The organism is uncultured Campylobacter sp. (assembly GCF_938045465.1).
GTDB lineage: Bacteria > Campylobacterota > Campylobacteria > Campylobacterales > Campylobacteraceae > Campylobacter_B.
Genome location: NZ_CALIBF010000029.1, coordinates 1 through 11100 on the forward strand (window position 1 = coordinate 1; position 11100 = coordinate 11100).

At 47.3% G+C, this 11100-nt stretch carries 9 protein-coding genes; all 9 read right to left on the reverse strand.

From position 1 onward, the window contains the following. Positions 1 to 99: 99 nt before the first annotated feature. The gene (gene carA, locus Q0413_RS01485; protein ID WP_298986558.1) at positions 100 to 1218 is read right to left on the reverse strand and encodes a glutamine-hydrolyzing carbamoyl-phosphate synthase small subunit; all 1119 of its coding nucleotides are present in this window, start codon (positions 1216 to 1218) and stop codon (positions 100 to 102) included. Then, entirely contained in the window at positions 1218 to 1769 is a 552-nt protein-coding gene (locus tag Q0413_RS01490; protein ID WP_298986561.1) for a DUF507 family protein, read from the reverse strand. The genes carA and Q0413_RS01490 overlap by 1 nt, the downstream gene beginning before the upstream one ends. A gap of 75 nt (positions 1770 to 1844) precedes the next feature. Continuing rightward, positions 1845 to 3095, reverse strand: coding sequence for an adenylosuccinate synthase (locus Q0413_RS01495; protein ID WP_298986563.1), 1251 nt, complete (start codon positions 3093 to 3095; stop codon positions 1845 to 1847). Beyond that, positions 3092 to 3955, reverse strand: a complete 864-nt coding sequence (locus Q0413_RS01500) for an ATP phosphoribosyltransferase regulatory subunit (protein ID WP_298986566.1) — start codon at positions 3953 to 3955, stop codon at positions 3092 to 3094. The genes Q0413_RS01495 and Q0413_RS01500 overlap by 4 nt, the downstream gene beginning before the upstream one ends. Continuing rightward, the gene (locus Q0413_RS01505; RefSeq protein WP_298986569.1) at positions 3952 to 8019 is read right to left on the reverse strand and encodes a diguanylate cyclase; all 4068 of its coding nucleotides are present in this window, start codon (positions 8017 to 8019) and stop codon (positions 3952 to 3954) included. Before Q0413_RS01505 ends, Q0413_RS01500 begins: the two co-directional genes overlap by 4 nt. A gap of 51 nt (positions 8020 to 8070) precedes the next feature. Beyond that, positions 8071 to 8760: a molybdate ABC transporter permease subunit gene (gene modB, locus Q0413_RS01510; protein ID WP_298986572.1), complete on the reverse strand. Its 690-nt coding sequence runs from the start codon at positions 8758 to 8760 to the stop codon at positions 8071 to 8073. A 983-nt stretch (positions 8761 to 9743) separates the two neighbouring features. Next, positions 9744 to 10592 carry an ATP-binding cassette domain-containing protein gene (locus Q0413_RS01515; RefSeq protein WP_298986575.1) on the reverse strand — a complete coding sequence of 283 codons (849 nt, stop codon included), beginning with the start codon at positions 10590 to 10592 and terminating at the stop codon, positions 9744 to 9746. Next, positions 10579 to 10971 carry a hypothetical protein gene (locus tag Q0413_RS01520; protein WP_298986578.1) on the reverse strand — a complete coding sequence of 131 codons (393 nt, stop codon included), beginning with the start codon at positions 10969 to 10971 and terminating at the stop codon, positions 10579 to 10581. The genes Q0413_RS01515 and Q0413_RS01520 overlap by 14 nt, the downstream gene beginning before the upstream one ends. Continuing rightward, positions 10971 to 11100: substrate-binding domain-containing protein (locus Q0413_RS01525; protein ID WP_298986581.1), on the reverse strand; the 130-nt coding region annotated here is incomplete at its 5' end. The genes Q0413_RS01525 and Q0413_RS01520, both read right to left, overlap by 1 nt.

Here is an 11100-nt window from a genome sequence, read left to right on the forward strand (position 1 = left end):
TACGACGCAAAGACCGTATTAAAAATTTAAAGCTTGTCGTAAATTTAAAATTTTACCGCGCGACTGCGGTAAAATTTAGTGCAGGCAAAATTTCAAAAATCATAAAATTTCAAGAAATTCTTTGAAGATATATTTGCTCTCCGTAGGCCCCGCGCTGGCTTCGGGGTGGTGCTGCACCGAAAATACGGGGTACTCCTTGTAGCGCACGCCCTCGATCGTGCCGTCGAAAAGATTTCGGTGCGTGATCTCGCAGATCTGCGCGATCGTCTCGGGGACGTTGTAGTTGTGGTTTTGCGCGGTGATCTCGATCGATTTGGTGCGCAGGTTTTGCACGGGGTGGTTTGCGCCATGCTGGCCAAATTTCAGCTTGTAGGTCTCATACCCCATCGCGTTGCTTAGCAGCTGATGACCCAGGCAAATTCCAAAAATCGGCACGCGCGCTTCGACCATCTTTTTGATCTGCGCGATCTCCTCTTTAAGCATGCGAGGCTCGCCCGGGCCGTTTGATAAAAACACGCCGTCGATCTGCCCCTCTTTAAGCTTAGCAATCAGGCTCTCTGCCGTAACGTCATGCGGAAAAACCTCGACGCTGAGCCCCAGATCGCAAAGCTCGTTTAGGATGTTTCGCTTTACGCCGTAATCGATCACGGCTATCTTTTTGCCGCAGCTTGCGGGCTGAGCGTAGCTTCCGCGCTCGGCATTCCAGCGCCCAGAGGTGTGCTTATACGGCGCCTTCGTGCTTACGATGCTTACGTAGTTGATCTCCTCTATGCGCGCAGACTCGCTAAGCGCCTTTTTAAGAGCCGTCTTATCGCTGATCTCGGTAGAGACGAAGGCGCGCAAGCTGCCCTGATCGCGCAGCATCTTGGTTAAAAATCTAGTGTCGATGTCGTAAACGCCGAATTTTCCGTTTTGCAGAAAGTAATCCTCCAAGCTCATCTGCGAGCGGAAATTTGAAGGCTCGTTGTTAAAATTTCTTACGAAAATTCCGCTGGCGTGGATTTTGGAGCTTTCTTTGTCGTTTTCGTTGATACCTACGATACCGATTTCAGGCATAGTGAAAATAATAAACTGCCCCGCGTAGCTCGGATCAGAGATGATCTCTTCATAGCCGGTGGCAGAGGTGTTAAACACGAGCTCGCCGAATGCGCTACCGCCCTTGCCGAACGCCTTGGCTTGCAGATAGATGCCGTTTTCTATGTAGATATACGCGTTCATTACAGCATGCCCCGTTTTCTTAGCTCCTCTTCGTAGAGCTTTTCAAACACAAGCTCGTATTCTTCGGTGCCGGGGATCAGTTTTTGCTTGTAGCCCTCGATCTTTTCATAGACCGCATCCTCAATCTTTTGATAATTTTTAAGATATTCGTCGATCGCGTTATAAATTATCGTCTTTAGCCTGTTTTCGGAGACTTTGTAATCGACCAAATTTTTCTTCCAAACGGTTTCTAAAATTTTATGCGATATGGTGCCGTAGCGATCCTCGAAATTTAGCTCGAAATTCTCGTCGTTTGCGATGTGGCGTTTGATGAGCCAAAACATATCTTTTTTATTCACGCTCATCTCATCTAGCTCGCTTATGCGCTCATCTATCAGCTCGTTTGCGCGCTCGTCTATCGCTCTTTCTTTTTGCAGATCGGCCCTTATGATTTCGTCCGCTTCCTTGGCGACGGGTTCTATGCCCGCACCGAGCGTAACGCAGCCCGAGTTTAGCAGATCCAGCGCTATTTTATGCGCGATATATGGCACGTGTGGTAGTCGTATTCGCATGATCGTTCCTTTAAATTCAGTTCTATGAGCGGTCGCGCCGCCCGCAACGGGTGAAATTTTAAAATTTCACCGGGTTTATAAAATTATCGTGTCGCTTCTTTCGGGACTTGTGGAGATGAAACCCACCTTCGCGCCGCTTAGCTCCTCTATTTTGCGGATATAATTTTGCGCGTTTTGCGGCAGATCCTCAAATTTTGAAATTCCTTTGACGCTGTCCCAGCCCGGCATCTGCTCATAAACCGGCTCGGCTGCTTCCAAATCGATCGGAAAATAATCGATCTCCTCGCCCTTGTAGCGATATGCGCGGCAAATTTTAATGCTCTCAAAGCCGTCTAAGACGTCAAGCTTCATAAGCGCGAGCTTGTCGATGCCGCTAAGGCGCACGGCGTATTTCGTAGCCACTCCGTCGAACCAACCGCAGCGGCGCGCCCTGCCCGTCGTGGTGCCGTACTCTTTGCCGATCTCGCGCATCGCCTCGCCTTGCGGGCCTTTATCCTCGGTAGGAAACGCGCCGTTGCCCACGCGGGTGGTGTAGGCTTTTAAAATTCCCATCACCGTGCCGATATCTTTCGGCGCAAGCCCGAGCCCGCTGCAAGCCCCGCCCGCGATGGTAGTCGAGCTCGTGACGTAAGGATAGGTGCCGTGATCGATATCAAGCAGGCTTCCTTGTGCGCCCTCTACGATCACGCGCTTGTCGTAATCAAGCGCCTTCCACAGCATGTGCGTGGTGTCGGCGATGTATGGCTCGAGCGCGCTTTTATAGCGCTTTAGCTCCTCGTAAATTTCAATCTTGCTAGGAATTTTAACCCCCGCTTTTTCAAAAACGCTCTCATGCGAAGCAAAATCCCGCGATAGCGCCTCGGCAAGCCTTTCGGGCTCCAAAAGCTCCGCTACGCGGTGTCCCGTGCGCGCGATCTTATCGGCATACGCAGGCCCTATGCCCTTGCCGGTGGTGCCGATCGCAAGCTCGCCCTTGCTCTTTTCGCGCGCCTGATCGATTAGCGAGTGGTGCTGTAAATTTAAAAACGCCTTCTCGCTTATGAAAAATCTGCCCTTTAAATTTTCAAACTGCGCCATCTCGGTAATCAGCACGTCGGGGTTGATCACGACGCCGTTTCCGATGATGTTGATGATATTTTTGTGAAGCACGCCGCTGGGTACCAGATGCAGCGCAAATTTCTCGCCGTTTATGACGATGGTGTGGCCTGCGTTGTGCCCGCCGCTGCTGCGACATACGAAATCGTAATTCGCGCTTATCATATCTACGATCTTGCCCTTGCCCTCATCGCCCCACTGGGCGCCGATGACCACGTCAACTTTACTCATTTTTCATCCTTTTGCATAATTTTTTCTATCAAAGCATCCACTAGCAGCGCAAAGCCGCTGGATTTTAGCCCGTCTATCTCGTAATTTCCGCCGTTGCAATACACCGCGCCCGCGTCTAAAAATCTAAAAAATAGCGCGTCGTAGTAGCGCATTTTAGAGTAATACAGCAGCGAAACGCAGATACGCTCGTAATCCACGCCTAGGTTTAAAATTTCATCCAAGCAGGGCTTTAGCTCTTCAGGCACCTGCGCGCGCAGAGCCTGCACGTCCTTTAGCGACGTGGCGCGAGCCGTAGCATCTAGCCAAGGCAAATTTTGCTCAAGCAGCGTCTCAATCTTGCCCTTTTCAAAAATTTCAAGCGGCAGGTTTAGAATTTCGCAAATTTTTTTCGGAATTTCGATATTGCTTAGCTGAAGCGCGGGCATAAGATCAAATTCTTTAAAAAATTCCTGCGCGATTTTGATCGCAAGCGGCAAATTTTTCTCCCCGATCAGCTCCGCGCCGATCTGATAAAACTCGTCGCTTGGGTATTTAAAGGTCGGCTGCACATAAAATAGCCTCCTTAGCTTATCGTCTTTCAGCCGCTTGCGCACGATACGCACGACGTCCACGGTGCTGTCTGCGCGAAGAGCGAGCTCGTGATTCGTGGGATCGGAGAGCTTAAGAAGCTTTTGCGGCGCGACGCTTAGGTGCTGATGATATGAAAAATATGGCGTTAAAATTTCGCTAAAGCCGTTTTTAACGAGGATTTCGCTCGCTTTATTTTCCAGCTCGCGCTTGAGCTGCGCGCTCTTTCCGAAATACAGCCTCGAGCCGTTGGGTATCTCGTGATCGAAATCGGCGCTAACGCTATCTATCATGCTGCCTCCAAATCGCTTATGAACTGATCCAGTCGCGCCCTAAAGCCCGAGATGAAGCTTACTAAAGCGCGATAATCAAGCGAAAGAATATCTAAAATTTGCTTACGTATTTCTGTATTTAGCGCAAATTTCTCGCTGCCCGCGCTTTGAGTTTTATTTAAAATTTCGCCGAATTTCGCTCTATAGCTTTCAAACTCGCCGGGGCTAAGCTCGCCCGCATCGGCGCGCGAAACGAAGCTTAAGGCAAGCTCCTTGTAATCAAGCGCGTTTAAAAAGCTGATAAACTCATCTTTGTCGATAGCTGCGAGCTTCGGCGTGTCTTTAAAGCGCGCGATAAAGGCGTCTATCTCTTTGCGATCCAGAGCCTTGGCGATAAAATTTCCCTGCAGATAGTTAAATTTCAAATTATTTAAAAGCCGCAGCGACAGCGCGTTTTCGACCCCTTGAGCGCCGAGAGCGAATCCAAACTCCCGCTTTAGCTTGCCTGTGATCTCCACCATCGTTCGGATAGCATTTTTTTTCTTGCCTATGTCAAGACAGAGCTCGCGGTCGATTTTAACGACATCGAAAGGCTGGGCATTCAGGAATGGGATATTGCTTTTATTTGCACTATTAAGAGCAAATTTAACCCCAAGATCTGCATAACGCCCACGCGCAGGGGCGAATTCCTTAAAATTTTGCTCGCTAAAATCGGTTATCTCAAACATCAACTCGCCTTTTGCATTAGCTCTGTCTCGCAAGCTGTGAGCTACGAAATCGTAAAATTCGTCGTTTGTAAGCACGGCTAGACTTACGTTTATAGAGCAGTTTGCGCCCGTTTGAGCGTTAAATTCCATCATCTTTGAAAACGCAAATTTTGAGATCGGCAACTCAAATCGCGGCTCGCTTAATATCTGTGCAAAATCCTGCGGGGCAAGAACTCCGCGCTTTCCGCGATCCCAGCGTAAAAGCAGCTCATATCCATAAATCTGTGCGCCGCTAATGATCGGCTGATAGAGCACGAAAAACTCCCCCTCTTCGATCGCTGCAGCAATCCCTTCCTCGCTAGGCCCGTCTGCTTCGGCGCGCTCAAAGATGCAGTAGCGGTTTTTACCACTCGTTTTAGCGCGATACATCGCTCTATCCGCGCGCGATAAAAGTCCTGGAAAATCGATCTTTTCGCTGCCATCGTAAAACGCTGCGCCAACGCTGATGCTTGCGCTAATTTCGTTGCCTTTGAGGTTAAATTTCATCTTTGAAATTCCAAGCAGGCGATCTAATAGCACATGCGCGGCATCCTTGCTTTGCAGATCGCCGATAATGGCGCCAAACTCATCACCGCCTAGGCGCGCTAAAATATCGCCTTTACGCAGCAGTCCGCTCATCGCCTTTGAGATCGCTTGTAAAAACATATCGCCGACCTCGTGCCCGTAGGTGTCGTTGATCGCCTTAAAGCCGTCAAAATCGATGAAAAGCACCGCCATAAGCTTGGAATTTTCGCCCGAGTTTGCCGTAAATCTCTGCGCAGCCTTCATAAAATATACTCTATTCGGAAGCCCGGTAAGCGCGTCGTGGTGGGCGATCTTGGCTAGCTCGCTCTCTTTTTGCTTTATCTGCGAAATTTCGGTAAACATCAATATGAAATTTGAGGTAAGCGAAAAATCATCCTTTATCGCAATTGCTGTAAATAGCGCAGGAAAGGTGCCACCACCTCTTTTTAGTCCGTAAATTTCATCTTTGTAAGAGGTCTGTTTGCCGACGAGATTTTTTCTAATCCTCTCCATCACGTCTGCCCCGCCCTCCATAGGAGCGAAGAAATTTGGAATTTTGCCGATAGTTTGGCTTTCGCTATAGCCGGTGATTTCATAAAAGGCGTTATTAGCGCGCAGCACTCGACCGCTCTCATCTGTGATTAAGATCGCCTCTAGCGAGCGCGAAAAGACGTTGGCGTTTAAATTTAACTCCAGCTCCGTCTGTTTGCGCGAGCTGATATCTTCGAGCGTAGTTTTTACAAGGCGCGAGCGAGAGCCGTGCTTTTCGGTGACGTAGCCTTGCATACTGATCCAAGTATAGGCATTAGCGGCGTTTCGCAGACGGAATTCGCAGCTAAAATCGCTCCTAAGCCCGGCGGTGCATTCGCGGATCATTTTATTGAAATTCTCTAAATCCGCGAAGTAAATTTCATAACTAAACTCCCCGAAGCTCATCGCAGTATTTAGCCTTTTGCCGCGATATTTTAAAATTTTAAAGTAATTTTTATCAAACGACAGCGTCTGCGCATCAAGATCGATTAAGCAGGTACAAAAATTCCTAGTCTCGATTACGGTGCGGTAAAAGTCCAAATCCTCCTGCAAGCCGCGGATCGCCTTAACATCGTCGTCGATATTTTGAAAATAAAACGCAGCTCTGGCGGCGGATTTTTTGACATAGATACTCACTTCGTAGCTATAGCGGATATTATCATTATGACGAATTTTATAGCTTTGAGAAAAGCTTAGCTCTTCTGAAGGCATATCGGCTAAGCGGTTTAAAATTTCGTTTTTAGCCTCGTTCGCGTCCTTTTCATCCAGCAAATCCCATAGCCTTATCTCGCCGCTTAAAAACTGCGCCGCTTCGTAACCCCAAAGCTCTTTTATATTTTTACTAGCATCTACGATCTTGCCCGAAGTGTAGTCAAACACGAGTATAACGATAGGCGCGTGATTTAAATACTCATATTTTTGCTTAGTTTCATCGTAAAATCTGCGATATTTTGACGCATCCAGCACCACAAAAAGGGTTGAAATTTTACTTCCGTCGCGGATATAAGATTTTTTAACATAAAGATCTTTGACGCCATTTTTGGTCTCTTGGCGGGTTACGACATAGTTTTCTTTGACATAGTTTGCGCGCTGGGTTTGATAGGCGTGATCGTAAAACGAGCCTGCTTGCAGCGCGAATATATTCCGCCCCACGACATCATCGCCGTAAAGCTCGCGTGCGCCGTTGCTAGCGCTTTCGATCGTGCCTGCGACGTTATCGATGCTAAGCACTGAAAGGGAGCTGTATTTTAGCGCATCTTTAAAGCTGAGGCTAAAATCGCCGTGGCGCAGATTAGACTTCAAAACCTCGTCTATGGATTTAGAAATTTCTAAGACGGAGCTTAGCGGATTTAGCGCTTCTATATCGCGAATTTTGGAGTGATAATCCCCTTGGCGCAGCGCGTTTTGAACTGCCGCAAGCGGGATAAAAACGCGCTTTTTTAAAAACGTAAAATTTGAAATTAGAAGGATTAAATAAGCTAAAATCGCTGCTGCTAGCGCTACGACGATAAAATCGTCCGCGCCCAAAAAATAGCCGGCTCGTTCGCGAGCCATTACGAAATTATCTCCAAATTTTGCAAGATAGGCAAAGCCTAGCCCCGATTCGTCTTCGAAGCTTACCACTTCGCCTAGGCGTGAAAAATCAAAATCCTGCCCCAATATATCGGTTGCGCTGCCAGGAGCGTTAAAAAATTTGCCTTCGGCGTTAAAGACCAAAATATCTCCCAGCGAAGAGAGCCTGGCAATCGGCCTAGCGGTGTTGGCAAAACCTAGCAGATATGAATCCGCATTTACGCGCTTGATCAAAAAATACCGCCACGCCCCATCCATCATCATATAGCGCGATACCCATTCATCCTTTTTTAGCTCGCTTGCGATATCCGCAAGCCGTATCTCGCCAAGATCCGAAATACGCGCATCCGATGAAAAATACGCCAAGCTCTCCTGCTCCGCGCCGCGGGCGCGCAGATAAAAAATAGCGTCAAATCTATGAGAAGATTTTACGACGTTGCGGATCAAATCCGCGTAAAGCTCGCTTTGCGCAGCCTCGTGCCTTGCGTCCAGAGAAAGGATAGTTTCTTTTAGTATTTCAAGCTCGCTAAAGAGCGACTCGTCAGTATTTTTAAGTAAAGTAATCGCCGTGCGCGTCCGCAAATCAAGCTGCGTAGCGATCCTAGTGCGCAAAAAGCTAATCTCGCAAACTACTACAAGCGTAAGCAGCGCAGCGCCTAGAATCAAGGCGGCGTTAAATCTTTCGGTAACGAAGTCTTTTTTGTTTTTCATGCCAAATTCCAAATTTTGCAGGATTTTAGCAAATTTCGTTTTAAAGCCTATTTAAGCTTTGATTTTTGCTCCGCGCGTGCTCAAAAAATGCATAATCAAAAGCACCGCGAAGCTAAAGAGCAGCATCAGCGCCGAATACGCGTGAGCCTGCGCAAAATCGAGCGTCTCAGTCGCTTCATAAATCGCAATGGAGGTGACCTTGGTCTGCTCGCTCACACTGCCGCCGATCATCAGCACGACGCCAAACTCGCCCATCGTGTGCGCAAAGCAGATCACCAAGGCGCTAAGCAACGAGTGGCGAATCGCAGGCAATGCGACGCGGAAAAGTTTGGAGAAATAGTTCTTATCCAGCGAATCGCACGCCCAAAAAAGTGAGCGCGGAAGCGAGCGAAAGCCCGAAACAAGCGGCGAAAACATAAACGGCAGCGAGTAGATACAGCTCGCGATCACGAGCCCGCTGAAATTAAATACGAGCCGAAGCCCGAAGTGTTTGTCAAAAAACTCCCCTAGCACCGAATACGGCGATAGAAAAACGAGCAGGTAAAAGCCTAGCACCGAAGGCGGAAGCACGAGCGGAAGCGAGATGATCGATTCGATCACGCTTTTGCCTCGGAAATTTTTTCTCGCCATAAAAAACGCGAGCGGCACGCAGATGATAAACAACGCAAATGTCGTTAAGCTGGCAAGCTTTAATGAAACGAGAAACGGCGTGTAATCGAGCCCCTTTAGAATTTCAAACATTTATCCTCCGAGCCGAGCCGCTGGGCCCAAACTATAAAATCTTAAAAGCCTAGCCCTACTTTAAAATTTAGAGGCAAAGCTAGATAGAATTTACGCAAACCTCATAGTCATAAGGCTTTGCAAAATGAAATTTTAAAAATTTCGCGCAAGCTAAAGCGAGCGGAATTTATAAAAGTGCTTGGCTAATAAATTCCTTCAAGCGTGCAAATCCTGCTGAGCTTTTAAGCTCTACCCAAGCCGGCAAATTTTTAAGGTCACGAATTTTGCTGAGCTAAATTTCAAAAAGCTTAGCTTAGCTTTAAAACTTGAGCGGGCAGGATTTATCTGAGCGCAAATTTCACGAAAAATATGGCTAAACTACGCCCTCCGAACAACTTGGCGGAATTAGATTGAGCCCGACAAAACAAAATTTTAAAATTTCGCATAAACCTAAAAAACCGGGTTAATAAAACCTTGCCACAGCTTGCAAATTAAGCGAGTTTAGCACGCAAGCTTTGAGCCGTTAAAGCTTTTAAAATTTCAAAGCCACAAAATCCAGGCAAAATTCCAAATCTAAAAATTTAAGTTTTTGCGAAGCTTTACATTAAATTTTTACCAAGATCGCACGATAGAGTTCGCGCAACTCCTGCCAAAAAAGTAAGCTAAAAGCCGCCAAATTTAAAAATAAACCCACCACGCCAATTAATAAATTCAAAGAAGGAATTTAACGGCGCCTGTCTGCGCAAAATCTAAAATTTAAAGCTTAATTTCCCCACGCTATCTAGTCTCGCATTGCGGTTTACTCTAGCCTGCGTTTAAATTTTGTGTTTCATGAAAATCTAAGCGCGATGCGAATGAAATTTTAAAATCTCACCGTATTTTGCGGGCAAATCTAGCTAAAATTTCGCAAAATCCCTCGTCTAAATTCCATAAAAGCCTGTATTTAAATCTCTAATCTAGTTGAAGTTTCCTACTTAGGTGCACCTAAAAGCTTGTCTGCAAGTTTAAATTTTACGCAGAGTGATATTAAAGGCTTTGGCGCCCGCTTTGACCTCGTCGCCTACTTGCAAGCCCTCGGCTTCTGCATTGCTTAGCACCACTTCGCATAGCTGGCTGCCGATCGCTACGACGGCTACTTTGACCCCGTCGCGTGCTTGCAAATCGACAATCTTGCCCGCGAAAGAAAACTTCTGTGAGCCGCTAGTTTTAAGAAAAATTTCCTCCGGCGTACCGGTGCGGACGATCCTGCCGTCCTTCATCTCATAAACTCGCTTGCAAAGTCTATAAATCTCGCTTACGTCGTGGCTTACCAAAATCACGGTCTGATGAAACTGCTCGTGGATCTTTAGCAAATACTCTTGGATTTTTTCGCGCATCGTAAAATCAAGCGCCGAAAGCGGCTCGTCAAGTAGCAAAATTTCAGGCTCTTGCATCAGTGCGCGAGCAAGTGCTACGCGCTGCTTCTGTCCGCCGCTAAGACCCTCTACGCCAGATTTTGCAAACTCGCTAAGCTCTAAAATTTCAAGCAGCATCGCAGCTTTTTGCGGATCGTTTCTGGCAAAAAGCAGATTGCCTGTCACGCTCATATTCTCAAAAAGTGCGTAGTCTTGAAACAAAAAGCCGATCCTGCGCTTGCCCGCACTTAAGAATTCATTGCCTTCTTGTAGCACGAGATCGCCGTCTTTTATGCTACCACTATCTGCGCGCAAAAATCCAGCCAAAATGCGCAGCAGTGTAGTCTTACCGCTGCCGCTGCGCCCATATAGGCACACAAACGAGCCTTTGTTAATCTCTAAGCGAGCATCAATCGAGAAATCATCACTGATTTTTTTCTTACAATCAATCGTTATCATATTTTTCTATATATATCGCAGTGGCACTAATGTATGCGAAAACCTCGTCGCCCTCGCGTAAAGCAAGCTCCTGCGCAGAATGCGCGCTAATGAGCACATCAAAGCTTATCTTGCCTTCAAACCTGAGCGTGCATAGAATTTCACCTAAGCTTAGGCTCATAATCTTGCCGTGAATTTCATTTTCGCTAGATACGCCACTTAGGGCCTCGCGAGATAAAAGCACGTCGGTGCTTTTAAAGCCCACGTAAACTTCGCTACCCACCCTAAGCTCGCTACTTAGCTGCAGAAATACGCCACGTAGCTTGATGCCGCCCGCGATAAATCCTACAGAATGGATGCCGTCTTTTTGTAAAATTTCGTTGATTCTCGCTCTAATCATTAAAACTCGTATCCGTATTTAGCAAAGATCGCCCTGCCCTTATCGCTTAGGATAAAATCATAAAACGCCTTGGCTTCGGCATTGTCTTTGGCGCGGTTTAGCACGACCATGCCTTGAGCTATCGGCTCC